28 protein-coding genes are annotated in these 24,591 nt (G+C 38.5%); 9 read left to right on the plus strand and 19 right to left on the minus strand.

What is annotated here, in order from left to right; translation table 11 throughout:
• Window positions 1–346: 346 nt before the first annotated feature.
• The 3 genes from BLP77_RS04700 to BLP77_RS04710 all read right to left on the minus strand — a co-directional run bounded on the left by BLP77_RS04700 (window position 347) and on the right by BLP77_RS04710 (window position 1,771).
• Entirely contained in the window at window positions 347–793 is a 447-nt protein-coding gene (locus tag BLP77_RS04700) for a class I SAM-dependent methyltransferase (RefSeq protein WP_176752956.1), read from the minus strand.
• 104 nt (window positions 794–897) lie between these two features.
• Window positions 898–1,203, minus strand: a complete 306-nt coding sequence (locus BLP77_RS04705; protein ID WP_093855951.1) for a hypothetical protein — start codon at window positions 1,201–1,203, stop codon at window positions 898–900.
• Window positions 1,190–1,771, minus strand: a complete 582-nt coding sequence (locus BLP77_RS04710; protein ID WP_176752957.1) for a hypothetical protein — start codon at window positions 1,769–1,771, stop codon at window positions 1,190–1,192. Before BLP77_RS04710 ends, BLP77_RS04705 begins: the two co-directional genes overlap by 14 nt.
• A gap of 257 nt (window positions 1,772–2,028) precedes the next feature.
• On the opposite strand from BLP77_RS04710, the gene BLP77_RS04715 reads away from it, so the two are divergent.
• From BLP77_RS04715 to BLP77_RS04725, 3 genes are all read left to right on the plus strand, one after another.
• Complete coding sequence (locus BLP77_RS04715; protein ID WP_093855952.1) at window positions 2,029–2,553, plus strand: hypothetical protein; 525 nt, start codon at window positions 2,029–2,031, stop codon at window positions 2,551–2,553.
• A gap of 358 nt (window positions 2,554–2,911) precedes the next feature.
• Entirely contained in the window at window positions 2,912–3,316 is a 405-nt protein-coding gene (locus BLP77_RS04720; protein ID WP_093855953.1) for a M67 family metallopeptidase, read from the plus strand.
• 394 nt (window positions 3,317–3,710) lie between these two features.
• Window positions 3,711–4,379, plus strand: a complete 669-nt coding sequence (locus tag BLP77_RS04725; RefSeq protein WP_093855954.1) for a BMQ_0737 family morphogenetic spore coat protein — start codon at window positions 3,711–3,713, stop codon at window positions 4,377–4,379.
• 53 nt (window positions 4,380–4,432) lie between these two features.
• Here the strand turns inward: BLP77_RS04725 and pseI are convergent, their stop codons facing one another.
• The 10 genes from pseI to BLP77_RS04775 form a co-directional block, all read right to left on the minus strand.
• A complete protein-coding gene (gene pseI / locus BLP77_RS04730; RefSeq protein WP_093855955.1) occupies window positions 4,433–5,479 on the minus strand; it encodes a pseudaminic acid synthase in 1,047 nt (348 codons plus the stop codon).
• 3 nt (window positions 5,480–5,482) lie between these two features.
• Window positions 5,483–6,040: a UDP-4-amino-4,6-dideoxy-N-acetyl-beta-L-altrosamine N-acetyltransferase gene (gene pseH / locus BLP77_RS04735; RefSeq protein ID WP_245686804.1), complete on the minus strand. Its 558-nt coding sequence runs from the start codon at window positions 6,038–6,040 to the stop codon at window positions 5,483–5,485.
• Entirely contained in the window at window positions 6,037–7,077 is a 1,041-nt protein-coding gene (gene pseG / locus BLP77_RS04740) for a UDP-2,4-diacetamido-2,4,6-trideoxy-beta-L-altropyranose hydrolase (protein ID WP_176752958.1), read from the minus strand. Before pseG ends, pseH begins: the two co-directional genes overlap by 4 nt.
• Before the next feature lie 11 nt (window positions 7,078–7,088).
• Window positions 7,089–7,817: a cytidylyltransferase domain-containing protein gene (locus BLP77_RS04745; RefSeq protein WP_093855957.1), complete on the minus strand. Its 729-nt coding sequence runs from the start codon at window positions 7,815–7,817 to the stop codon at window positions 7,089–7,091.
• A 4-nt stretch (window positions 7,818–7,821) separates the two neighbouring features.
• Entirely contained in the window at window positions 7,822–9,027 is a 1,206-nt protein-coding gene (gene pseC / locus BLP77_RS04750; RefSeq protein ID WP_093855958.1) for a UDP-4-amino-4,6-dideoxy-N-acetyl-beta-L-altrosamine transaminase, read from the minus strand.
• An 11-nt stretch (window positions 9,028–9,038) separates the two neighbouring features.
• Window positions 9,039–9,983 carry a GDP-mannose 4,6-dehydratase gene (locus BLP77_RS04755; RefSeq protein WP_093855959.1) on the minus strand — a complete coding sequence of 315 codons (945 nt, stop codon included), beginning with the start codon at window positions 9,981–9,983 and terminating at the stop codon, window positions 9,039–9,041.
• A gap of 12 nt (window positions 9,984–9,995) precedes the next feature.
• Window positions 9,996–11,432, minus strand: coding sequence for a hypothetical protein (locus tag BLP77_RS04760; RefSeq protein WP_093855960.1), 1,437 nt, complete (start codon window positions 11,430–11,432; stop codon window positions 9,996–9,998).
• A 13-nt stretch (window positions 11,433–11,445) separates the two neighbouring features.
• Window positions 11,446–12,453, minus strand: a complete 1,008-nt coding sequence (locus BLP77_RS04765; RefSeq protein WP_093855961.1) for an SDR family NAD(P)-dependent oxidoreductase — start codon at window positions 12,451–12,453, stop codon at window positions 11,446–11,448.
• Between the two features lie 366 nt (window positions 12,454–12,819).
• The gene (locus BLP77_RS04770; RefSeq protein ID WP_093855962.1) at window positions 12,820–14,193 is read right to left on the minus strand and encodes a UDP-N-acetylglucosamine 2-epimerase; all 1,374 of its coding nucleotides are present in this window, start codon (window positions 14,191–14,193) and stop codon (window positions 12,820–12,822) included.
• A 2-nt stretch (window positions 14,194–14,195) separates the two neighbouring features.
• Window positions 14,196–15,452 (minus strand): surface carbohydrate biosynthesis protein, encoded by a 1,257-nt coding sequence (locus tag BLP77_RS04775; protein ID WP_093855963.1) that lies wholly within the window; start codon window positions 15,450–15,452, stop codon window positions 14,196–14,198.
• Window positions 15,453–15,592: 140 nt separating this feature from the next.
• On the opposite strand from BLP77_RS04775, the gene BLP77_RS04780 reads away from it, so the two are divergent.
• From BLP77_RS04780 to BLP77_RS04790, 3 genes are all read left to right on the plus strand, one after another.
• Window positions 15,593–16,105, plus strand: a complete 513-nt coding sequence (locus BLP77_RS04780; protein ID WP_093855964.1) for an RNA polymerase sigma factor — start codon at window positions 15,593–15,595, stop codon at window positions 16,103–16,105.
• Window positions 16,098–16,955, plus strand: a complete 858-nt coding sequence (locus BLP77_RS04785) for a hypothetical protein (RefSeq protein WP_093855965.1) — start codon at window positions 16,098–16,100, stop codon at window positions 16,953–16,955. The genes BLP77_RS04780 and BLP77_RS04785 overlap by 8 nt, the downstream gene beginning before the upstream one ends.
• Window positions 16,956–17,070: 115 nt before the next feature.
• On the plus strand, window positions 17,071–17,589 hold the full coding sequence (locus BLP77_RS04790; protein ID WP_093855966.1) for a metal-dependent hydrolase: 519 nt from the start codon (window positions 17,071–17,073) through the stop codon (window positions 17,587–17,589).
• On the opposite strand, the gene BLP77_RS04795 is transcribed toward BLP77_RS04790, so the two are convergent.
• The 6 genes from BLP77_RS04795 to BLP77_RS04820 form a co-directional block, all read right to left on the minus strand.
• The gene (locus BLP77_RS04795) at window positions 17,586–18,272 is read right to left on the minus strand and encodes an RluA family pseudouridine synthase (RefSeq protein ID WP_093855967.1); all 687 of its coding nucleotides are present in this window, start codon (window positions 18,270–18,272) and stop codon (window positions 17,586–17,588) included. The two genes, BLP77_RS04790 and BLP77_RS04795, sit on opposite strands and share 4 nt — an antisense overlap.
• Window positions 18,250–18,708 carry a hypothetical protein gene (locus BLP77_RS04800; protein WP_143001396.1) on the minus strand — a complete coding sequence of 153 codons (459 nt, stop codon included), beginning with the start codon at window positions 18,706–18,708 and terminating at the stop codon, window positions 18,250–18,252. Before BLP77_RS04800 ends, BLP77_RS04795 begins: the two co-directional genes overlap by 23 nt.
• A gap of 132 nt (window positions 18,709–18,840) precedes the next feature.
• The gene (locus tag BLP77_RS04805; protein ID WP_093855969.1) at window positions 18,841–19,089 is read right to left on the minus strand and encodes a YkuS family protein; all 249 of its coding nucleotides are present in this window, start codon (window positions 19,087–19,089) and stop codon (window positions 18,841–18,843) included.
• Window positions 19,090–19,159: 70 nt separating this feature from the next.
• A complete protein-coding gene (locus tag BLP77_RS04810) occupies window positions 19,160–20,113 on the minus strand; it encodes a P1 family peptidase (RefSeq protein WP_093855970.1) in 954 nt (317 codons plus the stop codon).
• Between the two features lie 35 nt (window positions 20,114–20,148).
• A complete protein-coding gene (locus tag BLP77_RS04815) occupies window positions 20,149–20,370 on the minus strand; it encodes a hypothetical protein (protein ID WP_093855971.1) in 222 nt (73 codons plus the stop codon).
• Window positions 20,371–20,533: 163 nt separating this feature from the next.
• Window positions 20,534–21,481, minus strand: coding sequence for an alpha/beta hydrolase (locus BLP77_RS04820; protein ID WP_176752959.1), 948 nt, complete (start codon window positions 21,479–21,481; stop codon window positions 20,534–20,536).
• Between the two features lie 358 nt (window positions 21,482–21,839).
• Between BLP77_RS04820 and BLP77_RS04825 the strand changes: the two genes are divergently transcribed.
• From BLP77_RS04825 to BLP77_RS04835, 3 genes are all read left to right on the plus strand, one after another.
• Window positions 21,840–23,012 carry a hypothetical protein gene (locus tag BLP77_RS04825; protein ID WP_093855972.1) on the plus strand — a complete coding sequence of 391 codons (1,173 nt, stop codon included), beginning with the start codon at window positions 21,840–21,842 and terminating at the stop codon, window positions 23,010–23,012.
• A 15-nt stretch (window positions 23,013–23,027) separates the two neighbouring features.
• Window positions 23,028–24,266 carry a metal-dependent hydrolase family protein gene (locus tag BLP77_RS04830; RefSeq protein WP_093855973.1) on the plus strand — a complete coding sequence of 413 codons (1,239 nt, stop codon included), beginning with the start codon at window positions 23,028–23,030 and terminating at the stop codon, window positions 24,264–24,266.
• 100 nt (window positions 24,267–24,366) lie between these two features.
• A partial coding sequence (locus tag BLP77_RS04835) for a transposase (protein WP_176752960.1) occupies window positions 24,367–24,591 on the plus strand: 225 nt, incomplete at its 3' end.

Below are 24,591 nucleotides of genomic sequence, written 5' to 3' on the forward strand. Positions count from 1 at the left end.
CATTGGGGAATGCGAGCCATTCTTTGGGGACTCAGACTCCTTCATTGGGGATTTAGAGCCGTTCATTGGGGACTCAGACTCCTTCATTGGGGAATGTGAGCCACTCTTTGGGGACTCAAACTCCTTCATCGGGGATTTAGAGGCACAAAAAAAAGCTGCTTTAAGGTTGTTGCCTTTAAAGCAGTTCACCATACCGAATCATTACTTTCGTTCAAAAACCCGACAAATAAATGTCTTTCCAAACCCTTCACACTCTTCGTCTACTTCAATTTGTTTAAAACCTAACGATTCGAATATCTTTTTATAGTTTCTTGGAAAATGTCGTTCAGAATCCCAAGACTCGGATTCAATCACAATCAAATGTGATTTCGTTATTCGAGCAATTTGTTCTAAGACCCAATCGTTGTCTGTATGAATATGTTCTAATACAGCCATTGAAAACAACTAAATCAAACTCGTGATCCTTAAATTTTGGCAAAACATTCTCTAATGAACGGTTGTAAACCTGAATATTTTCTGCCATATCAGCGTAATGTTGTTGCATTAAATCCACAGCTTCTTCATTGATTTCGATACCGGTTAAGTTTTGATACCCGTTTTCATATAAATGATGAAGGTTTCGGCCTACATTACATCCGGGTTCCATAATTTTCGCATCTGTTTCAGCATATTGATTTACAAAGCGATAGAGGTACTCCGAACGCTTTGATTTTTTTAGATACAATTTAGGGTCATTGCTTTTGCCTGGATTTTTCCAAAACTCATGTAGCTCTTCTACACTTTTATAATCCAAATAAAATCCTCCCATAAAGAATCTCTATTTAGTATATTAAGTTCAAAAATTTAATGTTTGAGTGAATTCACCAAGTTTTATATAGAATGGGAGAACTACCTTATTCACGTTGTGGACTGATTTTCTTTAAGTAAATCGATCATCCCTTCAAAGGCTTCTTTTTGTCCTGACATGTAACCATCAAGCGCTTCGACTAAATCCTCTTCTATTTCGCTACTTTTATTCGGCACTTGCCCTTCTCGTTCTTCAAAATTGAGCAATAAATACATTAACAGCATATTCAATGTTTTACTCTCAAGCAAAACAAAACTGTGATCGGGATTCTCGTTGTTCTTCAGTTCATCAAGCTGCTCTGTAATGCTTTGGTGAATTAACTTTTTTAATAACAGGTCCTTGTCACTGTTCGCCATTCCCTTCACCCCCGCTACTTACATTTCCACTCAAATTAATTTGATTAAGCGATGCCATACCATCTTGAAATTGATCACTATACGTAAATCCCATAACGCTACCTGAATATGATTTATCTGGACTCCATTTTATTTGGAAATTTGGAAACGTGATCATTTCATTAGGTTCAATGATTTCTCGATCAAGTGGCCTTAACCAGTATTCTTCTTTATCCTCCCGATCATTCATTCGCTCCCAAGCCCCTGGTGTTCTGATCTGTTTCTGGGAATCGGGATAAATGTATTTACCTGAAAACATGAACGGAGTACCAGAAGATAGTTTGATACATATATAAGGATTGCTGATGTTTTGTTCACTGAGATTGTGTATGTGGTATGTACCGAGGATTAGATTTTCCATGTCAAGATCGTGTGAAATATTCATTGAAAAAGTAAAATAACTAATTGTCTGAAGGGATTGACCCGAGTTGAAGTCCATTTGCGAAATTAATTCTCGTAATTCGGATAAATAGTGATGGGTTTGGTCGTTTAGCTCACTTAGCTTTTGTTGAAAACGCTTTTGATCCAATGCCCAAACGTTCACTCCTTTTGAAAATTTTTTAGATAAATCCTCTCCATATACCTATGCTATTGACTCAACCGTTATTCCCAAAGGCGTACCCATAAAATATTCCATAATGTTCTTAAACATGATGCATATGAATAGTATGAGAGCGCCGTATTATGATTTAGCCTATTAATTCTCTATCAATAAACAACTATATCAAACGTCTAGCACAATTTTTTAGACGATTAATATAATGTGAATATAAAGGGTGAACGTTATTGGTTCAATTTAAACTTTATAACGTTGATGAAATTGAATCATTAAAACGTCAAATCAAACAATACCAGACATCGTTAAATCAATTAAAATCAAATCAATTGGCCAGTCATGCTGAAAAACTATATGACTACCAAGAGCAGATTACTAACTTAGAAAGGGTGATTAAAACGATGCAAGAAGAGCAAGAAGAGCAAAATGTCGATCAAGCAGGAAATGATGATTTATTAAAAGAGATTCAATTAATTAAACGTTCGATTAACGATTTGGAAAACGATATGACCATTGTTAAAGAACGTGTGAAGAAATTTAATTCAGACGTTTTGTTAGAAGAAATTAAAGACTTGCTTGAACAGCAGCAACGCACAAATACAAATACAACAGGATCAAACCAGAGGGCTAATCAAAATCAACCATCTAGGAACCGTCAAATGCAGCAACCTACTTCTAGCTTTAGACAGCTTCAAAACTTCTTATCTTCTTCCAGACAGATTGAACTCGCTCCAAATAATAAAAAAAAAATTTAACTAATAGACGAAATCGAAATTCTGTTCAATTTAATAATTTAGTTAGAAACAAAGACTTAAATGTTAAACGTGCGAATCAACAAGCATTAGGACCTGAGCTAAATTCACAAACTTTCATTCGAAACACTAAGAGAAGAAGGCAAAACCAAGTCGACCTAACAAACACGGAAAATAACAACTCTGTCAAAAAAGAAGAAAAAAACAACGATCAACTACAAGAAATGAAAGTTTATCAAAAGCAGCAACAACCCGTTAATCGACCTGAGATCAGAGCAAAACCAACGCGTTCCAAACAACAAAAGCAAAAAGATAAACTTGATCAACGACTATTATCCCCATTCTTTAGGAAAAAGTCATAATGGATCCGCTCATTCTACCTAATCAATGCTATCAGGAGATTATAGTATCCACTCAGTCTCAGCTCCCTTATGAAGCTTGTGGTTTTTTAAGTGGGACTCATGATCAAATTCAATCCGTCTGGCCGTTAGAAAATCAATTACAATCAAATCTCCGTTTCTTCGTTGATAAAAAAACAGTTCGTTCAACGATCAAGCAATTTGAAGCCGTACAAGAAGACCTTATCGCAATTTATCACTCACATCCGACTTCAAAACCACTCCCTTCATATGGTGACATTAAAAACCATATGTCGGATCAGGTCCTTATGATGATTGTTTCTTATAAATATCATGAGCCGTCTGTGAAATGTTTCCAAATATTGAATCAACACTATCAGGAATGCCCAATTCAATTTAGCTCATGATTCTAGCCCGCTCTAATGAGTCTATTAAAAACTATAATATGGTATGATTGAATATGATTAAAAGGAGATGTATATGTTGAAAGCTCAATCTACAAACAACTCATATAAAAAGCTAAAGGCTATAAATTCAGAAAGACCAAAACCAAAGAAAAAGTCTAATAAAGGTGATTGTGGTTGCGGCAATTAACCAACCATGATGGTATTGACACTCCTCCTCATTATCCCAAGGAGGAGTTTAGTTTTTTTGTATATATTTATTAAAATTCCGCATCTTCCTATAATTATTCTTAAGAAAACTAAACGCTTACCCTACAACTTTCTCTAGTAAATACATATCTTATCAATATATAAATTAAATATAATTTATATAAATTTTCGGAGGTGCTAAATCAATATGCAAAACCAAAACTTTGCAGGTGATCAAGAACTTCTTTGTATTAATACGGAGAAGGTCTATGATTGGATTGTCAACGAAGCAACATTCGATATAAACATTATTGATGAAGATCTACCAGCTGGCTTAGACTGTGGCGATTTCGACGAAGATGACGTGGTTTGTGAAGTCGCTCCTGCAGCTGTTGATCCAATCGAAATTCTAGAACGTGAGGATCGTACGTTTGTTATTGATGGAGAAGAGATTACACTACAAGTCGTGACCATCCGTAAAAACTTTGTTGTCACTGTTTTCTTTGAAACAGCTACTGGTGTTGAAGAAGTCGATCTAGACTTAGCTCGTAGCGAGCAAGTTATCTTGTGTGCACCAGATGAAACGGACATCGAAGTCACGTATACAGACCTTGACTGCTTCGTAGTAGCATTTGAATGTACACCAGCAGATACTGCAGTAGGCGCAACTTTTGATGCTGTCGTTTCTGTTCGCCTATGCCAGAGCATTCAATCGACATTCCCTGTAACACTAGAGTTAGTGGCTGACTTCTGTCAACCACGCGACTTATTACCATTCCCTCCATGCCCAGCTCCAACTATTCCTCCTCAGTGCCCAGCTATCTTCCCGGCTAATAACGACGTCGGAAATGGTGGAACCGCTGGTAATGGAGCGTAAGGATTGGCCTAAAAAAGACTGGCAATTCAATTTGCCAGTCTTTTTTCATTCTATTATATAAGATCCCAGGTTACAGGCGTTCCTTTTTTTATATTTTGATTAACCTGTTTCCCAAGTAAAACATCGATATATTTTGGAGATAATCCATATCCAGGCCGAATCGCTTTTAAGTTTTCTGCAGTTAACACGTCACCTTTCTTCAAATCTTCAGTTACATATAACGAGCGTCGATATTTTTTTGAATCAGATTCGGATTCTGTTGGTCCATATGTGACGGTACCTAATGACTGCCACGATCGTTTTGCTTCCTGAACGAGAGATTCCAGTTCATCAGGTTCCATGGAAAAAGCCGCGTCTATCCCACCATCGTTACGTGATAAAGTAAAATGCTTTTCAATAATTGTGGCTCCTAAAGCGACACTGGCGACCGCCACACCGGTTCCGAGCGTATGATCTGATAATCCAACCTCACATTGAAAAGTGTCTCTCATATGAGGAATCGTTAATATATTCGTATTTTCCGGTGTGGCAGGATAAGTGCTGGTGCATTTTAAAAGAATAAGGTCCTCACAACCTGATTGTTTGGCTGTATTGACTGCTTCATCAATTTCTGCCACCGTTGCCATTCCAGTTGAAATGATGATTGGCTTACCGGTTTGTGCAACCTTGCGAATTAACGGCAAATCGATGTTCTCGAAGGATGCTATTTTATAACAAGGCACATCTAGTGATTCTAAAAAGTCTACCGCAGTTTCATCAAAAGGTGAACTAAAAGCTGTCATACCAAGCTCATGACATCGATCAAAAATTGGCTTGTGCCACTCCCACGGGGTATAGGCCTGTAAATAGAGGTCATAGAGTGTTTGATTTCCCCATAAAGGATTCGATTCACTGACTATAAAATCATCCTTTTCTAGATTTAATGTCATCGTATCAGCGGTATACGTTTGTAGTTTCAAAGCATGTGCCCCAGCTTGGGCTGCCGCATCAACCATTTCTAGTGCACGGTCAAGCGATTGGTTGTGGTTGCCTGACATTTCAGCGACAATAAACGGTTCATGCTTTTTCCCTATCACTCGATTTTCAATCTGTATACTCATCTATTAGGTCCCTCCTTTAAAATAATTTAATAGATTTCCTCGCGTTTCTTTCCATTGTTCTCGAAATAAGGCGAGTCTCGTAATATCCATCCATTGATTATTCTTTAGAATATGCTTTTTAAACAAGCCTTCCTCTTCAAAACCTAGTTTTTTGTGATAATGCAAACTCTTAGGATTCGATTCAATGACTTCTGCACAGATCTTATTAAGGTTCTTATCTTCAAACATCATATCTAATGCTAATAATCCCATTACTGTTCCCGACTTTTTTGGGGCATTAGCTTCTCCGATATAAAATCCCCAAAAGCAACGACAATTCTTTCGGTCAATGTTAGAAAAATTCACTAGTCCTACTGGTTTTTCATTGTAAAATAATAACCGAACGATAGAAGTATCGTCGGTTGAAATGCGTTGATACCACGCATAATGATCATCCCAAGTAATTAAATGATCGGAATACATGACCGATCGAATCGGCTCGGAATTCCGCCATTCTAACACTTTCTCTAAATATGGTTCGCTTAAGGCTTCTAAATAAAAAGCATTTAAATCGATGATCATCCCTCCAATATCGTTGAACTGACAAGCTCAACACCATCTTCAGAATTAAATAGTGAAAGGCAGCGGTTTGACATCTCTTTTAGCCGGCTAGGATATTGAATCAACCCGTTAAGCTTTTGTTGAATTCGAGTTTGATCTACGTTATCGTGTTTACCTAAATAGTCGATCACACCTAACGTCTTCAACGATTGAAGTAAATTGTGTTGATTATCAGCTGTTTGGATGGTTAATGTCGGTAAGCCTAAAAAACATCTTTCATACGATGAAACGCCACCTGATCCTACGGCTAGATCAGCCTGTCGCATAAGTTTTGCAATATTATCTGACTGTATATGAAGACGCCATTGAGGATTAGCCTCGCATAGTTGTTGAATGAGTCCTTTATCGCTTGCTTGATCACCTATGACAACATCAACCGATATATACTGAAGATTTAACTGCTGTAGAGCTTGTAACGTTTTAACCGTTTCACCTGTTGGATCGGTTCCACCGAATGAAACGAGAATTCGATTGATTGATCCATCTCTTACGATAGTGTCTTTTCTTTCTTGTAAAAATTCATCCCTTAGTAATATATAATCGGACCCCAATAGCGTTCGTGTATGGTTGGGGAGTAATTGTTTATATTGATCGTGGATCGTAGCGTATACATGATAATTTAAAAGTAAATCGCAGTCATGCTTCGTCCTAGAAAAATCCTCGATAACCATGATCTTCTCGGTATAAGGTCGGATTTGCCTTTCCCATCGTTCATCAATTTCGTAATGGTCAATAATCAACCAATCGACCTTCACATTTTTTAAAATTTGTTGTGTCAAAACTGCATCGATCTTATCATCGAAGGTTGGTAAATAACGAATGGGAGCAACATCGAATCCATTCTGCCTTATAAAATCTATTAAATGACCCTCTAAATCCTTAGATATAAAGGATACCTTGGCTCCTTTAAGCTTAAGCGCATGAGCCAAGGTTAAACACCGCATCACATGACCCGTTCCGATTTCGATTGAAGCGTCTGTTCTAATATAAATATTCACCACGTATCGCCTCACGATTTCTTCTGTTCAACATGAGCATTGATTTTGGCCCATTCTGGATGCTCATTTAGCAGCTGTAAGACATTCTCTAATGTGAAGTTCGGCTTTTTTAGGTATAATGTCTCAATGATTAACTGAATGAGATTAAAATCTTCTAGCGTATCTACGGTTAGTCGATATTGGCTTTGGTCAATTGGATAGAAAACATTGGCGAGATTATACGAATTTGAATGCTTTCGTATATAAGATGTGACGTGTTCACGGTCAGTTTTGGCAGTAGCGTTTTGGTAGACATGATTTAATATATTCATAGAAAAAACTTCTGTATCCATCCCACGCGGAAAAGTACGCTCAAGAGTATTAGTGACATAATGATAAGGATTCATTTTTAAATATTGTTGAATCACTTGGTCAATAACTTCTGGATCAAGGAGTGGACAATCGGATGTTAAGCGAACGACAACATCTGCTTCATAATATTGTGCCGCTTCATAATACCTTGATAAAACGTCTTTTTCGGAGCCCCTAAACGAATGACAATTTACTTGACGACAAAGATGAACAATCTCTTCATCTATGGGTTTCGTTGTCGTAGCCACAACCAGTTCATCAATTAATTTGGATTGTTTCACGCGCTCGATTTGATACTCCAATAACGGTTTGGATAAAATCGGTTTAAGCACTTTACCTGGAAGTCGTGTCGAGCCCATACGTGCCTGCATAATCGCTACAACTTTCACGTCATCACCTTCTTTTTGAATAATAGGTAATCACCTTTTGAACGGCTTCAATGACATCCGCGACATCCCCGTCACTCATAGCTGGAAATAATGGAAGGGTTATGATCGTTTCATATAACTGTTCAGCATGGGGACAAATCCCTTTTCGATAACCTAGCTGTAGGTAATAAGGATGATAGTAAACGGGAATATAGTGAACATTGACACCGATATTCTCTGCTTGTAATGCTTTGAAAATCGTTCGACGGCTAGCGTATAAATGTTGATGCTTTAACCGCATTACGTATAAGTGCCAACTCGATTCATAGCCCGTTAATTCTTCTGGTGTCGTGATGGTCTTCATGTGTTGAAAGCTTTCTTGATACGTTACGACAATTTGTTTACGTCTTCTAATAAAATCATCTAATTTATTTAATTGACTAAGACCGAGGGCAGCCTGTAAATCCGTCATTCGATAATTAAAGCCGAGGAATTGCATTTCATAGTACCAAGGACCATGGTCATCTAATAATTGCTCGCGATTTTTGGTAATGCCATGTGTCCTGAATTGTTTGAGTTTTTCATAGAATGCAAGATTGTTCGTCGCGACAGCCCCTCCTTCACCTGTTGTCATATGCTTAACGGGATGAAAACTAAATATCGTCATATCGCTTAGGCTTCCGATAGGTTGATTTTTATATTGAGCACCAAGTGCATGAGCCGCATCCTCAATCACCGTTAATCCGTATTCGTCTGCAATCGAGCGAATTGCATCGTAATCGCATGGCAGTCCTGTAAAATCGACCGGCATAATTGCTTTTGTTTTGTCGTTGATTTGGGATTTGATGGCTTGAGGCGAAATATTGTAAGTGTCAGGGTCAATATCAGCAAAGATAGGTGTGCCACCGTTATAGAGGACGCTATTAGCACTTGCCGCAAACGTCATTGGAGTCGTGATGACTTCATCTCCGTTTTCAATACCTGCAGCATAACACGCGGCGTGTAATGCTGCAGTTCCACTCGAAAATAAAACGGTATACTTAGCTTGAACATAGCCCGCTAGCTCTTCCTCTAATCGCTGAATTGTTGGACCTGTTGTTAAATAGTCACTTCGAAGCACTTGCACAATCGATTGAATATCCTGTTCATCGATAAATTGACGCCCATAGGGTAAAAAAGACTCCCTGACAGGAGCTCCTCCGTGATATGCTAATTGATTGTTTTCCTCCATTCATACTCCTCCTAAATAAGATCCGTCGATTGAATCCATTTTTCTGTACGGTCAATCCCTTCTTCTAGGCTAATCGTCGGCTCCCATCCGAATAGCTGATAGGCTTTATCATAATTGCATAACAATTTCTGAATTTCACTTTGTGGATGGATGTGTTCAATATGCTTAATCAGTGAAGTGTCTTCACTGATTAATTGTGCGAGCTGATTGATACTTATGTCTCGACCAAGACCAGCATTGATAATTTCACCATTCGCTTCTTTGGCGTAACCTGACTGCACGACAAAGCGGGCGCAATCCTCAACATAGAGAAGGTCTCGGGTTTGATTACCATCTCCATAAATAGATAGCGGCTTACCATCTAGCTTGTGTTTGATGAAGATGGCCACAACACCTCCTTCTCCACCCGTTTTTTGATAAGGACCGTACGTATTAAACGGTCGAACAATAACAGTTGGCAACCCATAGGCGTAATAATAGGATAGGACCATGTTCTCGGCCGATATCTTAGCACCAGCATATGGTGAAGCTGGTTTAATCGGGTCAGTTTCTTTTATACCATTTAATTGGTTTGCTTTATCATAAACCATACACGTACTCATAAAGACCATTTTGACATGATGCTTCCGGCATTGTTCTAATAGATTAAACGTTCCAATTGTATCGTTTTCAAAAGTCGTACTTGGATCATCAATACTATCCTGGACATTGATACTCGCTGCTAGATGATAGCAAATATCAAATGACTCCATGAAAAGCTCTTGTAACAGCATTTCGCCTTTGATATCGCCTTCAATAAATTGTATAAAATTCTCATCCTCCTTTAAAGGTTCGATGTTTTCTCGTCTTCCATTGGAAAGATCATCTAAAACCCAGACCTGGTGACCGTCATTCAATAGCTGCTGAACGACCCACCTTCCGATAAATCCCGCTCCACCAGTCACTAAGACTCTCACAAAATCACCTCTCTATTCATTGTCATTATTTTGATTGAGTTGACGGATTAATCTTATTAAGCGTCGAGTCGAGAGTTCTTTTTGTGGATAAGCATATGAAAGGAATTCTTCTCTCTGCTTATTGGCATAGTCCATCATTTTTTTATTTTTAAAATACTTCACGATTTTAACAGCTAATGCAGACGGATTACGTTGAACCAATTCCTCTAACCGATTATAGTAGCCGGTATAGCCTGGAAAATCTGCATCTAATATAAATGTCGGTTTATCAATCAGCATGGCTTCTAATCCGATTGTTGAAGGGTAAACCACAACTGCATCTACCTGATGAAGAACGTCGTATAAACTAAAATCCTGTGTCGAATATAACTGTGGAAACTCCTTAACTAATTGATGTGGTTTGTTGTTAGGGAAATCCCGAACCAAAATATTAAATAAATCCTTCCTGAGCAAATGACGAATCAATTTTCGCCACCTTTGTAAATCCTGTTCTCCCCTGACTCCAAGTAAAATTGTTTTTTTATCAGCGTCTAAACCTAGTTTTTTATAAAACTTTAGTTGAGGTGTAGGGCTGGTCGAAAAAAGGAGATCGAACCTTGGATGACCAATAATGGATAGAGAAGTATCGTCTTCCACCCCTTTTGCTTGAAACCAATCCTTTTCAAAATGACCATAAACAGCATCAACCGTTGCTATTTTCGGTAAATATCCAGGTTCACCCGATATGATGCCATGCTGCATACAAATGGATGGGATTCCGTGCGCCGCTGCGACGACCACGAGTGTTCGGCTTTCTGGGTAATGGGTTGATGGGACGATGATGCTTGAAATCTTTACTTTGGAAAGAAGCTGTTTCGTTTCTTCAATCCGTTTAACAATCGATTTAATTTGATTTAGAAAGTTATTTTGAAATCTATCATCCATAAACAAAGGATGATCGTGATAGGAATCAAAAAGTGTTTTTGTTTTTTTAATTAGTTTATTAAGCTTTTTGTTCACATAACTTGTAAGAATGGGATAGTGATCAAACGTTTGAACAGGAAACTCGCCTACAGAACTAATGTTTCCGCGATGTTTATCTTTCAAAATAATCGTTTTTTTAGGATTAAAATGTTGTTTCAAAATGTCATTTGGAAAACGAAGTAGATTATAAACATCATGCAAAATGATTTTCCCATTCTTATGATTGTTTCTAGGTTTTGTGTGTTGATTAATATAAGTGTTATAACGCTCTTGAATCTCAGTATCGTATTGAACTTGATTTTTGAGTATTGAATCTAGCGTGTGCTCCTGAAGTCCATTCATAATGTGTTTATTGTGTTTGATTAAACTTCTAAAGTGGCATAAATAAGGAAGTGAATATCCTTTATATTTAATGTCCTCAAAGGCATCGAGAAAATCTAAATAAAGTGACCAGTAACGGCTTAAATATAGGTCTAGTTGTTCCATAAACACCCCGCCTTTAAAATAGCTTTTCCTTCATCAATAAAACTCGTAGCTCCTCAAGTTTCAGTGGTTTTTGCTGACTTGAGCTATACGTACCATATTCGACCCGACTGGCTTCCGCATACGTTTGATCATCCATTACTCCTTGACCTGGAATAACAAACATATCACCTAAGTCTAACGCCGTTGTTGATTCGTCATAGGTCATCAATTCTTCATACATCTTTTCGCCTGGTCTTAATCCGTGTTCCTCGATGATGATTTGATTTGAATCGAGTTGATGTTTTTGGCACATTTCCTCAACGACAATGGTTGAAAGATCCTTTAAGCGTATTACTGGCATTTTTAACACAAAGACTTCTCCACCATTGGCTTCTTGTAAGGCCTTCATCGTGAGATCTGTTGCTTGATTCAGCGTCATCATAAACCGGGTCATATTATGATCCGTAACCGTTATTTTGGAATGATCTAATATTTGTTTTTTAAATAATGGAATAACCGATCCTCTAGAACCCATTACGTTTCCAAATCTAACACTGGCAAAAACGGTATCACCTTTACCTGAGCTGTGCTCAGTTGCAGTGATTAATCGCTCAGCTATTAATTTGGTGGAACCATAAGTGTTTGTCGGTGAGATGGCTTTATCTGAACTCGTAAAAATCACTTTTTTAACGTTTTGTTCATTAGCTGCTCGAACAACATGATACGTACCGTGTATGTTGGTTTGAACAGCTTCATAAGGGTTAAACTCACATGACGGGACATGCTTCATCGCCGCCAAATGAAAAACATAATCAATACCTTGCATTGCACTTAAAACTCGGTCATAATCCCGAACATCACCAATCATGAATTCAAGACGAGAATTTGATCCGAGTTCGTTATCTAAAAGATATTGCTTATGTTCATCTCTACTGAATAACCTGATCAATTCAGGTTCTTCAACCATTAACTTCTCAATAATCTTACGCCCTATTTCTCCTGTTCCTCCTATAACTAAAATTTTCTTTTTCTTATAAAACACGACGATCCCTCTTTCAGTTGTGTTGTTCTAAATCTATTTAAACTATTAGCTTAATCTATACCATATGTATTCTCACAGGCTTTTTTTGTATAGACGAGTGTATTTTTTATAGTAAAACTCGTTGATTGATGTGCCTTTTTTAGCAAAGTCAGAAAAACACCGGTAGAAGTTGTAGATACACCGGTAGAATTTCAAGTTGCACCGATAGAAACTGAAAAAACACCGATAGAAGTTCAAGTTGCACCGATAGAAATTGTAAATACACCGATAGAACCATCAAACGCACCGATAGACCAAGCTTGTCCTACTTTTACACGCAAAAAGCTAAGATGGATTATTTCTTTAAAAAGGACATTGCTAAGTGAATTAGCAATGTCCTTGATATGATTGCACTAATTGTTTTAAACGTTTACCTGCTTGATTAAGCGGTAATTTATAATGTTCATTCAAAAACCTATCTCTAAACCTTCGAAATGATTGATTTGATGGATCCTTGATAAATTGCATAACACGCTGAACGATTTGCTCTGTCTGATCATAGTAATCACCTAGCTGTTCAAAATAATCCGTAAGCGAATCGTACTCATTTTTCCAAACAAAAACTGGTTTGTTCAGAATCAATGCCTCTAACACGACCGTTGATTCATAACTCACGACTAGATCAGCATTATGCAGGAGCTCTATTAACGGAACATTCGTCGATACATAGACTTGAGGGAAATCCCGAATGATAGTTTTTAGTTCTTGACTTCTCCCACGTGGTCGTATAATCAGGTTATATGACGTAAGCTTTGACAGTTCTGCTATGATCAACCGCATGTTTTGAAATTTTTCATGATGGCTAATGATTAAAATCGATTTTCTCGGGTGTTTGATTTTTAATTTTTTATTGATTTCCTTCTTTGATAAGTTTTTATTACACATGTTGTCATACCGTGGGTGGCCTATTTTTTTAATTTCTGCCTCATTAACGCCTTTTTGTTTGAACCAATCAACTTCATATTGACCATAGACTGCTTGTATGGTTGAGAGTTTCGGTAAATAGCCGAATTCTGATGCAACCACCCCGTGCTGCAAGCCTATACTAGGTATCCCTTTTTGCCTACCTACCATGGCGAGAACACGGTTTTCAATCTGATTCGTGCTCCCAAGCACCAAGCACGATACATGATGCTGGCTTAAAAAATCCTCTACGGCCACTATTTGATTTAAGATGATAGGGATCTCTTGAATCAACGCTCGTTGAAAAGCTTTTTGTCCATAGACAGGATGTTTTTGATGAAGTGAAAAAAGATGATAAGAATCCTCCTTTATCTGATTGATTAAATCATGCGAGGCAGTCGAATATCGGTTTAATGCATCAACTGGAACGGCCCCCTTTAGCCTCCCTTTTTGCCTTAATAATAAAATGTCGAGTCCACTAAAATTTCGTTTTAAAGCTTGAGGTGTTAAGCGTAATAAAGGTTCATGAAAAACGACTATGCCATCTGTTGCTTCTATTGGTTCTGGTTTTATAAATGAATTGAACTTTTCTTGAATCTCTGTTGGATAATCGATGGTTTCTTCGAGGTTGTTCAGAAAAGATTCATTCTTTAATTGTTGTTGGATTTTGGGGATATTTTTAATGCGTTCATAAAAATAGCTAAAGATCGGGATTGGATAGTCTTGATAGGTTAATGATTTAAAACGGGTTAAGAAATCAACATATAAGGACCAATAATTCCGTTCATAAGTGTTCATCATTAGTCTCCTAAATCAGGGCGATATATTTCAAACAAATCTTGATCCAGCTGATCGATTATAATTGGATTTTCATCACCCTCGATTTGATCAAGTCGATTAAAAAATTCACTGATCTCCTTTTCCGACAATCCTGAAAAACGATATTTAAACTTTTTTCGTTTATAACGAATTTTGTTAATCGGTTTGGGTGGCGGTAGTGATGGCTTTACATTGATTTTGTTGATCAAATGAATCAACTGATTGTAAGCATAGCTTGAGTCACGATAGTTATAGTATGGTCTTAAGGCACGTGTGTTTTTAGTCTTGAGATTCTTTCCTGAGTCAATTTTTTTAATATAATCATCGACCTCCTTCATCGTCGTGAGTGACCTGCTAACATCGTTAGGCAAATCAACATCGTATTTCGGATGGCTAATGGGCACATAAGAAATAACCGGATGATCTAACAAAAAGGCTTCAATCCCTGTTGTACAACCATTATGGATCAATACTTTCGAAGCCATAATCCAAGCAATGACATTTCCGTGCGGGACAACTGATACATTTGCATTGGTTGCAAATTCGTATTGATAAGAACGAAAGCTTTCGGTTGGATGAGGTCGAATGACAAAATGAAGATGAGGATTTGCTTCGCTTAAATGCTTCATTAATTTAATAAAATGACGATAAAGCTGTTTCATATAGCCGTGTACAGAGTCAGACTCACTTTCCTTTTTCCCACTAAAATGATTATATTCGGAAAAACGAGTATTGAATAAAACAAAGTCACCTAATTGTGATTGAATCTTATTAGCTTGGTTCCGATATAAAATCCGGTATTTCGGACTTAATAAGTCGAATCGGGGATTGCCTGTCGTATGTAGTTTCGGAATTAATTTCGGGTACCTTTTCGAGATAAGCTGATATTGAAAGTTTCCCCAACAATAAATTTGATTAAGACGTTGGAATTGGGCATAATCTGTTCGATCTATGAGATATCGCTGTTGATCATACATAATAAATCCTTCGTCATCCAACTCAACAGTCGCGTGCCTGGATTGCTTTTGAACAATTCGATTTCGGAAATCATTTGGATAGCCTTTCGAAAAGAAAATGCCTTTTGGTAATTGCCAGGCCGCTTGTTCGACGGCTACATGCTCACCTAGAACCACTCTAAACCCTGATTTGACAGCGTGGTAAGCTAGTAGTAATTTCGCATCTAATTCACGAACCTTAACCTCTACCGGAAGATACAACCACTTATATCTTTTGTCCATTGCCTAAGTCCGCTCCCTTCTTCTAATATCTTTATGTCAACCTGAGCACATTATTTCTTAGAACATTTTTTATTTTTAATGTCACGTCATTTAAAAATTAACGTCTAATAAACGAAATTCAATATTCGGAGGAGCTTTGCATGCGAAGAAGTGAGATTATATCCGAGTGGTTTCAGCAATATCATCAGGATGTTTATAACTTTTTAGTTTACTATACCGGAAAACTAGATACTGAAGACCTTGTACAAGAAGTTTTTATTAAAGCGCTTAATGGCATCGATCGCTTTGATGGCAGATCTAGTCCAAAGACTTGGCTATTTAGTATCGCACGAAATGTAGCGGTCGATGAATCGAGAAAACAAAAACGTCGCGGCTCTGGTCGGACGGTTACGCTTGATAAAGCTCCGGAGGTAAGAAGTGACCGTTCACCTGAAGATATATTGCAGGACCATGAATTGAAGAGACAATTGTATGAATCTATACAGTCACTCAAGTCTAATTACCGTGAAGTCCTGATTTTGCGAGGTATAAAGGATCTGACCGTTGCCGAGACGGCAGCAGTCCTAGGTTGGTCAGAATCCAAAGTAAAAACGACTTATTCCCGGGCCATTAAAACTCTGCGAATGAAACAAGGAGGAACTCGCGATGAGTGATAAACCTGATCACCAATTTGAAGAAGAGCTCAAATCTTTCCCCGAATATGATATGAATCCAAAAAAAGCCGAGGACATCCATGATTTTTTAGTCCAAGAGGCTAATCAGCTTGACAGAAAAGATAAAAGGAGGATGATGATGAGACGCGTAACAGCTGGTATTGCAAGTGTTGCTGCAATTTTGCTAATAGCTATCGTTTCCATGAACTTTATGGGAGATGATGTTACACAACCGAGTAACAATGATCAAGTCAATAACCAAGAAGAGACTCCAAATGAGAACGGAAATGGCGTTACAGGACAATCAGAGGAACCAACTGATGATCATGTTTCTGAAGAAGAAAATGAATTAAGCGATGAAGAAAAAATTATGGCTAAGGCAGAAGAGATTATCAGTCATTTATCAAATAAAAAAATGAATGAAATCGCTAATACAGTTCACGAGGAGAAGGGACTTCTTTTCTCACCTTATATAAACATTAATGAAGAGGCACAAGTTTTTGATCAAACAGAGATTCAAAACTTCTTAGAAAATACAGATGTTTACCAATGGGGTGTTCAGGATGGTAGTGGCTTCCCAATCGAAATGACCCCAGGTGATTATTTTGATGAATATGTTTACAATAAAGACTACGAAAATGCTGATGAAGTTTTATATGATGAATTCAAACAAAGAGGTAACCTCAAAAATAATATTAATGAGGTATTCCCTGAATCTCATATTGTAGAATTTCACGTTAAGGGTGAAGAAAATGAGATGAATTGGGATAGCTTAAACCTTGTTTTTGAATCAAATGAACAAGGTGAGTGGAAATTAGTTGCGGTTGTTCACGATCAGTGGACTGTTTAAAAGAAAGGCTTGTTGACGTGTGAAACGTCGGCAAGCCTTTTTGTATATTTAGTCCCATTCTATTACTACATAAATATGGTAAAATGATTTAGAAATCAACAAGAAAGGTGACAACATGGAAGCTAAGACACATATGATGACATCGATAACATTCGCAGCAGGCATCTCAACAACCTTTGACGTCCCCTTTACCGCGGGTTACATTTTAGGCGTTACACTCGGAAGTTTATTGCCCGACCTTGATAAGAGGGATTCACTAATCGGCCAATATTCCTTTGGCTTAGCTCGATTAGTCCAATTGGTTTTCGGCCACCGTGGCTTTACACACTCCTTACTATGTTGGTTACTCATCAGTATGGTTTGTTACAGTTATCCATCGGCTTTTTCCTTTGGATTATCGCTTGGATACCTGGCTCACATCATTGGGGATTTTTTCTCTAGTCGTGGTGTGCCTTTATTGTATCCACTCGTCAAAAAGCATTTTAATCCAGGCTCAATCTTGACATACCGGACAGGAAGTACATCTGAAACATTGATCTTCCTAGCGTCCACTGTTGTTTTACTTTTCTTAATCTTGAATCACTCGCAGATGTCAGATTTAATGCCATCAGTTGAAAAATTAATTAACCTTTAATCTTGGAGTAACTCTGACCACAAATGCCATGGGAAGTCCATGGGTGGATGCGATTCCACTCGGACTTCCTCTTTTTTTATTGGATGCTCAATCGCTAATGAATGCGACCAAAGGGCAATCTGTTGACCAGGTTGATTCACTTTTTCACCATACTTTTGATCTCCATAAATCGGTAAGCCTCGTGATGAGAGCTGAACACGAATTTGGTGTGGGCGCCCGGTATGTAACTGAATCTTAAGCAGGCTCATCCCCTTTTTCTCACCTAAAGTTTCATATTCTAAGATCGCCTTCTTCGCTTTTTTATTCTTATGAGAAGATGTGTAAACCTTATTCTCTTTCTTATCTTTAACTAAAAAATCCTGCAGTCGATCTTGGTGTTTATGAGGACTGCCACGAACAACGGTTAAATACTGTTTGTCGAATACATTTCGTCTGATTTGATCAGATAAGCGTGAAGCCGCTTTTGACGTTTTCGCAAATACCATCACACCCCCGACCGGACGATCCAAACGGTGAACGAGCGCTAAATAAACATTCCCAGGCTTCTCATCCCGAACTTTAATATATTCTTTTAACATGGTTAATAAATCTTTGTCACCCGTTTGATCAGCTTGGACAGGGATATTAACCGGTTTTTCAACGAATAGTAAGTGATTATCTTCATACAAAATGTTGATATCCATCATCTAATCTCCTTTTAACCTTATACTCATAGGATATCACTAAATAATATTCGATGAAATTATCAACTAAGATATCTAATGGTGTAGCATGAGTCCCCATTGAACGACTCCTTTTCCCCATTAATGCTGCCGGAGTCCCCATTGAACAGCTCTTTTTCCCCATTGACGCTGTATGAGTCCCCATTGAGCGACTCCTTTTCCCCATTGATGATGCCGGAGTCCCCATTGAACAGCTCTTTTTCCCCATTGACGCTGTCTGAGTCCCCATTGAGCGACTCCCTTTCCCCATTGATGATGCCGGAGTCCCCATTGAATAGCTCTTTTTCCCCATTGACGCTGTCTGAGTCCCCATTGAGCGACTCCCTTTCCCCATTGATGATGCCGGAGTCCCCATTGAATAGCTCTTTTTCCCCATTGACGCTGTCTGAGTCCCCATTGAGCGACTCCTTTTCCCCATTGATGATGCCGGAGTCCCCATTGAACGGCTCCTTTTCCCCATTGAATGCCTGAGTCCCCAATATATTCTTAAAAAAAATACAGAGAGGGGCGAATTCCCTCTCTGTATTAGCTATTGTTGCTGAGATAGTTTTTCATTCACTTCTTGTACAGCTTCCTCAGCTGTCATTCCATCACAATTAATGATTGATGCATCCGTCGTCGCATCAGTCATTCCCATCACATTTTGATCTTGTCCAGAAATGCAACAGCAATCACATTCGGCAGCATTATCTCCAGTTAAAGTTACACATTCGTGACCATTTTGTTCTAAAGCTTCTTTTACATCAGTTAAATTTTCTTCAACACCAATTCGTGCCATTTCATTTCACCTCCATTTTCCCAAGCATTAGTGTGACTCATCATTGGGAAAAATATGCAGGTGAGCTGAATTATTCATATGCGGGAAGATTTTGAATGGGATCGGCCTCTTTTACCGCTCTTATAATCGCCTTTTCCATTACTTGTGTAGCTATGCTTCCAATCAAATCAATTGAATATTGCTTATCGCCTGTCGCTAGGGCAAAAATTGTATCACCATCAAACATCGTATGGGCTGGATGAATGGTACGCCCAATAGCGTTCTGTGTCATCTGAGCAACTTTTTTAGCCTCAGCCTTTGAAAGTTTTGCATTGACCCCGACTGCTCCAATTGTTGTGTTCTGACCGACTCGGCCAAACGATTCAACATTATCTAGAATAAATTGTTCGCTATCGACGATGTCTTTCGTTTCTGGGTTAACTGGCCCTGCTATTATCTCTCCTGTTTTCGGATCGCGAACATCGCCTAACGCATTAACAGCCACCATCGCGCCAACAACTAACCCATTATCAAGCGTCACCGATGCACTGCCGAGGCCACTTTTCATACTGTTTTCAAACCCCATGATTTTACCGACAGTTGCACCACAGCCTGCTCCAATATTTCCTTGTTTAAAAATGCCGCTCGATGCTTTTTGAGCCGCTTCATAACCCATTTGCTTATCAGGTCTAACGCTTGCATCTCCAAATGCTAAATCAAATAAAATGGCAGATGGCACAATCGGGACTTTAGCCACGCCGACATCGAGTCCAACACCTTGATCCTCTAAAAATTGCATGACACCACTAGATGCATCAAGTCCATACGCACTTCCTCCAGCAAGTGATATGGCATGAACTTGATCCACCATGTTAACCGGTTCTAATAAATCAGTCTCTCGTGTTCCTGGTGCAGCGCCTCGTACATCAACACTAGCTACGGCTCCGTCTTCCGTCAATATTACGGAACAGCCTGTTAATGCCTGTGTGTTCTGCTGATGACCGACTTTTACACCCGGAACGTCGGTTATATTATCAAAACTCATTACGTACACCTCCCTAACACTTCATTAACAGACTTCTATGCCTCAAACCGTTTTCCCTGCTTTAAAAGTAAAACGGAAAGGACTTGGTCTTTTTTAAAGAGGCGTACTGCCCTTTTCGTATAACAAAATGCTAGAAAGTCATGTGTATTAATTTTAACTACGCGTATGACACGTTGAGAATATCGACCTTGTTCATCTACATAGATCATTTCGAGTCGTGCTTTATTCTCAAGTGCTCGGTGTAATAAATGATCCATTCAATCACCTTCTAAAGCGATGGATTTCAAGTCTTTCTATTTCTTTAAAGGAACGTTTGTTCGTATTATAACACATTCTTATAATTTCCACAAAATGATAAGATAGGCGAGTTAAATAGCTTTAAGGGACTGTTCCCAAGCCATAATTGGGCAGCCCCTTTTACTATTTTCCACTTACTTTTTCGGTTAATCCTGATAAAAATGTGTTAATTTTTCGAGCGGTTTGCCGAGCTTGGTCTTCAAAAAATATAATATTCGCAAAGAATCCATGCACAACGCCTAACTCAAGTTTGGCATCCATTTTAACGCCAGCTTCTTTTAAGCGTCTTGCATAAGCTAGCCCCTCATCTCGTAGGACATCATTCTCTGCTACGATCACCATTGCAGGCGGTAAGCCACTTAAATCTTCACAGGTTAAGGGGGCAACGTATGGATTATATAAATCATCTTCATCACGAATATAAAGCTCACCAAACCATTCCATCATACTACGATCTAAACCATAGCCTTCAGCAAACTCCTCATAAGAGGAAGTATCATAGCTCAGATTAGTGACTGGATAAATTAATACTTGCGCCGTAATCGGTGGACCTTCGCTATCTTTCGCCATCATGGATACCGCTGCGGCTAAATTTCCACCTGCACTGTCCCCACCAACAACGACATTTGTGGCATCGCCATCAATTTCAATTGGATTCGCATAAACCCATTCGAGTGCGTTATAGCAATCTTCTAATGGAATTGGGTATTTATGCTCTGGTGCTAAACGATAATCAACGGATACGACGACGCGTTTGGTTTCATTCGCTAGCATGCGGCAGCAGGAATCAACCAAGTCTAAATCACCGAGCACCCATCCGCCCCCATGGTAATAAATCAAAACAGGAAATGGCCCTTGTCCTTCAGGTGTATAGACTCTTATCGGAATATCATAACCATCACTGGCAGGAATCGTACGCTCCTCAATTTGTGCAACTTCCTCAGGCTCATTATCACCTAAAGGCACTTCATTAAACAATGATCTGACCTCTTCAGGTTCCATTTTTGAAAAATTTGGCATTTCCTTAAACATTTCTAAATAAATTTTAGATTGTTCATTTAAGTTTGCCATAGACACCATCCTTTTAGAGTTTGTTTCATTATATTGGCGGTTCAAAGGATTTAGAAGTTATATTTCAATCTATTGACCTATTATATTTCTCCTCTTTCCGTTATTTAACACGATATTTCAAAAAACGAATGATCGGTTCCGTAAATTTATATTTTACTGAAAAAATTTTCCCGTTATGAAAGCGGTTTTTCCATAATTTTTTGTAACCGTTTCCTTTATGATTTCGTTAACGATTAAATCGTTTTCATATTAATTTTGTAATTTTTCAATTAGAAAAAATAGTCAGAAATTATCCCTAGACATAGCGTCATGACGGTGCTATAGTAATGATTAAAATTTTTCAGAGGAGGGATTAGGAATGACGGAATTATTAAATCAGCCGTTGGTAGCTACAGTTTTAATCTTTGCAGTAATTGCACTTGGGGAATGGGTATCTATTATAACGAGGGCAAGAGTCCCGATGTTATTAACTGCTATGGTGAGTTTCCTAATCCTGTCTTGGACTGGTGTGTTTCCAGATGACATCTTGGACCGTTCACAATTTGCTATTTTAGGTTCAATTTTAATTGGGCCAGCGATCGTTCATATGGGGACCATGATCCCGCTTACGGTTTTAAAGAAACAGTACAAAGCCGTCATCATCGCATTATGCGGGATTTTAATATCTGGTGTAATTGTCTTAGCCGTCGTATCTTTCATATTTAACTATGAAACGGCTGTCGCAGGGATTGGACCGATCAGTGGTGGGGTTGTCGCATTACTGATTACCTCAGAAAAATTAACCGAATTAGGTTTAACAGCGATCGTCGTGATACCCGCTTTAGTCGTTGCATTCCAAGGTGTGATGGGAATGCCACTTGCGCTTAATTTTATGCGCCGCTATGCTGCCAAAATCAAAAGTGGCATTGATGATGGTTCATTTGTTCCAATGAATGGGCAAACAAACGAAACTAACGAACACACAAAAAAGCAAGGTCCACTTAAATCGAGTGCAACCATTAAATTATTTCTAGTTTTTGTTGTCGGTGGTATTGGAGTTATACTAGGTGAATTTACTCCTATTCACTACAGCTTATGGTGTCTTGGTTTGGGTATTCTTTCAGTGAAAATAGGCTTGCTCGAGCAAGAATCTCTTATTAAAGCTAACTCATTCACTTTGACAATGATCGGGATTATCTTTGTTGTCATTGGAACGATGGCCGATGTGACACCACAGCAGGTAATAGAACATCTACCTGCCGTTGTGACGATTTTAATTCTTGGAACAGCAGGAATTGCTTTAGGTGGTTTTATTGGTTCTAAACTTGTGAAATGGGATCCTTTCAAAGGAATGCCGGTTGCACTAACAGCTTTATTCGGATTCCCAGGAGATTACATCCTTTGTGAAGAAGTAAGTAGAAGTGTTGCAAGAAATGAAAAAGAAGAAAAGATGATTTTTGATGAATTGTTAACACCGATGTTAATCGGTGGATTTACAACAGTTACAGTTGCTTCAGTTGTAATAGCTGGCATATTAATTCAAACACTTTAAGGGGAGGAATAGACAATGAGTCAAACATTATTTAAAAACGGTTTATTAATTGATGGAAATGGTGGTGAACCGAAAAAGGATTTTGCTGTCGTAGTAGAGGATCATCAAATTGTATATGTCGGGCCAGAAGCTGAATACCAAGCGACAGGTCGAGAACAGGTAGTCGATGCTCAAGGTGGCGCGATTCTTCCGGGCTTCATTGATTCGCATGTGCATATGATGTTGGAATATACACCAATAGCTGAACGACTCACAACACCGTTTTCCTACATGTATTATCAAGCTGAAAAATATTTAGAAGCCACGCTACAAGCTGGTATTACGTCCGTCAGAGATGCTCTAGGTACAGATTTAGGTGTCAAAAAAGCAGTTGAAGATGGCTTAATTGCTGGTCCACGTCTACAGCTTAGCATTAATGCGTTAACAATCACCGGTGGACATGGTGATGGCACACAACTCAATGGGGATGTTTTAGATCTTCTTCCATCGGGTCATCGTGGAATGCCTGATGGCCGATGTGATGGAGTTGCTGAAGTTCGTAAAAAAACTCGCGAAATGCTACGCGCTGGAGCTGAAGTGATTAAAGTCCATGCAACTGGAGGTGTCTTAAGCCCTACCGACCATCCAGAATTCACGCAGTTTTCATTAGATGAATTAAAAGCGATTGTTGAAGAAGGTCGTTTCCGTAAAGGGGTTAAAGTCATGGCTCATGCTCAAGGGGCTGAAGGAATTAAAAATGCCGTTAAAGCTGGAATTCATTCCATCGAGCACGGTATTTTCATCGATGACGAAGCGATTGAACTAATGCTTGAGAATGGTACTTATCTTGTCCCAACATTGCTAGCTCCAGTTTCGGTATTAGAAACGGCTGAAGAAAAAGGAATGCCACAATCCGCAGTCGACAAATCTAAAGAAGTCATTGAACAGCATAAGGAAAGCTTTACAAAAGCCTATAAAGCCGGAATTAAGATAGCAATGGGTACTGATGCTGGCGTTATGAAGCATGGTACAAACTTACGCGAGCTTGACCTTATGGTTGAAGGCGGTATGACACCAATGGATAGTATTGTGGCGACCACTAAAACCGCTGCAGAATGCCTAGGATGGGGTGAGCAGGTCGGAACATTAGAAAAAGGTAAACTGGCTGACCTTGTCGTTGTCAAAGGTAATCCATTAGAGGATATTGAATCCCTTTCAAATAATGATCAAATTCAATTTGTTATGAAAGATGGAAAAGTTGAGAAGAGAGTGTAATCTAAACTGTGTAAGTAGAAGAGCGTACGGCTTCTATTTACTGGTTTAGATTTTTTTATTTACCTAGACTGATTATATATGGAATTGGGAGGAATTCAAAATGACAAAAATTAAGCGTGATCCGAAATCAGTCAATCTAGCTAATAAAATTATTGAAGAGTACCAACCCACATCAGTAGAAGAGATGCAAAGTGCTCTAAAAGACATTTTTGGTCCAATGTTTGAAGCGATGTTAAAAGGTGAAATGAATCACCACCTGGGCTATGAATCGAATGATAAGACTGAAAAAGATTCTACGAATCGAAGAAATGGTTATGGAAAGAAA

Origin of the sequence: Tenuibacillus multivorans (assembly GCF_900103915.1) — a bacterium.
In the GTDB taxonomy this organism is placed as follows: Bacteria; Bacillota; Bacilli; order Bacillales; family Alkalibacillaceae; genus Tenuibacillus; species Tenuibacillus multivorans.

Coding starts and splice junctions, on each gene's coding strand:
- BLP77_RS04705 (WP_093855951.1), bottom strand. CDS start 1,203: ATGGCGAACAGTGACAAGGACCTGTTATTAAAAAAGTTAATTCACCAA.
- BLP77_RS04720 (WP_093855953.1), top strand. CDS start 2,912: ATGGATCCGCTCATTCTACCTAATCAATGCTATCAGGAGATTATAGTA.
- BLP77_RS04725 (WP_093855954.1), top strand. CDS start 3,711: ATGCAAAACCAAAACTTTGCAGGTGATCAAGAACTTCTTTGTATTAAT.
- pseI (WP_093855955.1), bottom strand. CDS start 5,479: ATGAGTATACAGATTGAAAATCGAGTGATAGGGAAAAAGCATGAACCG.
- pseH (WP_245686804.1), bottom strand. CDS start 6,040: ATGATCATCGATTTAAATGCTTTTTATTTAGAAGCCTTAAGCGAACCA.
- pseC (WP_093855958.1), bottom strand. CDS start 9,027: ATGGAGGAAAACAATCAATTAGCATATCACGGAGGAGCTCCTGTCAGG.
- BLP77_RS04760 (WP_093855960.1), bottom strand. CDS start 11,432: ATGGAACAACTAGACCTATATTTAAGCCGTTACTGGTCACTTTATTTA.
- BLP77_RS04770 (WP_093855962.1), bottom strand. CDS start 14,193: ATGAACACTTATGAACGGAATTATTGGTCCTTATATGTTGATTTCTTA.
- BLP77_RS04775 (WP_093855963.1), bottom strand. CDS start 15,452: ATGGACAAAAGATATAAGTGGTTGTATCTTCCGGTAGAGGTTAAGGTT.
- BLP77_RS04780 (WP_093855964.1), top strand. CDS start 15,593: ATGCGAAGAAGTGAGATTATATCCGAGTGGTTTCAGCAATATCATCAG.
- BLP77_RS04785 (WP_093855965.1), top strand. CDS start 16,098: ATGAGTGATAAACCTGATCACCAATTTGAAGAAGAGCTCAAATCTTTC.
- BLP77_RS04790 (WP_093855966.1), top strand. CDS start 17,071: ATGGAAGCTAAGACACATATGATGACATCGATAACATTCGCAGCAGGC.
- BLP77_RS04795 (WP_093855967.1), bottom strand. CDS start 18,272: ATGGATATCAACATTTTGTATGAAGATAATCACTTACTATTCGTTGAA.
- BLP77_RS04800 (WP_143001396.1), bottom strand. CDS start 18,708: ATGGGGACTCAGACAGCGTCAATGGGGAAAAAGAGCTATTCAATGGGG.
- BLP77_RS04805 (WP_093855969.1), bottom strand. CDS start 19,089: ATGGCACGAATTGGTGTTGAAGAAAATTTAACTGATGTAAAAGAAGCT.
- BLP77_RS04810 (WP_093855970.1), bottom strand. CDS start 20,113: ATGAGTTTTGATAATATAACCGACGTTCCGGGTGTAAAAGTCGGTCAT.
- BLP77_RS04815 (WP_093855971.1), bottom strand. CDS start 20,370: ATGGATCATTTATTACACCGAGCACTTGAGAATAAAGCACGACTCGAA.
- BLP77_RS04820 (WP_176752959.1), bottom strand. CDS start 21,481: ATGGCAAACTTAAATGAACAATCTAAAATTTATTTAGAAATGTTTAAG.
- BLP77_RS04825 (WP_093855972.1), top strand. CDS start 21,840: ATGACGGAATTATTAAATCAGCCGTTGGTAGCTACAGTTTTAATCTTT.
- BLP77_RS04830 (WP_093855973.1), top strand. CDS start 23,028: ATGAGTCAAACATTATTTAAAAACGGTTTATTAATTGATGGAAATGGT.